This window comes from Pseudomonas sp. 22490 (assembly GCF_052044465.1).
Taxonomy (GTDB): Bacteria; Pseudomonadota; Gammaproteobacteria; order Pseudomonadales; family Pseudomonadaceae; genus Pseudomonas; species Pseudomonas aeruginosa.
Genome location: NZ_JBQENS010000097.1, coordinates 1 through 615, shown reverse-complemented (window position 1 = coordinate 615; position 615 = coordinate 1). Strand labels below are relative to the sequence as shown.

General features: G+C 64.9%; 1 protein-coding gene. It reads right to left on the bottom strand.

The window, feature by feature from the left end; all coding sequences use genetic code 11:
- Window positions 1-8 precede the first annotated feature (8 nt).
- Window positions 9-615: Mu transposase C-terminal domain-containing protein (locus ACTJJX_RS35060; protein ID WP_440782064.1), on the bottom strand; the 607-nt coding region annotated here is incomplete at its 5' end.

The window sequence follows — 615 nt, the reverse complement described above, 5'->3', positions numbered from 1 at the left end:
CTGATTTCCTATGTCCGAGAGCATTCCATGGCAAGTCCTCTTATATTCATCGACGGCGACCACTCCTCGATCTGATCGAACGGTTTGGCCGGCGGCAGGTTGTCTGCCTGCGGGTCAGCCATGTCCACATCCGGCGGTATGGGCTTGGCCGGTGGCTCCGACGTCTTGAGGTGCTGGCGGCGATCAGCGTCGCGCCGCGCCTTGCGCGTGGCCTTCTGGGCGGTGGTCACGATCTCGCGCATCTGCCCGATCATGCGGAACAGCGCCGACTCGTCCACCTGCTCGCGCCCGAGCTGACGCAATTTGGCCAGCGCCTGGCGTTGTTCCCAGAGGGTGACGGCCGGATGGGACAAGGTGCGGTAGTGGATCTCCAGATAGTGCTGACCTTCCGGTTCCAGTACCCAGATGCGGCTGATGTCGCGCGGATCGCGCCGGATCAGGAAGGCGGGCAAGCGCTCGCGCCGGGCAATCCACGGCTTGAGGGCGTCGGCGTAGTAGTGGATGTGGTCGATGACAAAGCCGGTGCGGGTCAGGGTGCGGCGGATCACCGGCAGGAAATCGACCAAAAACGCGGTGGGGCGGGTAACGACGGCCGGGACGCCAACGCGCTCCACG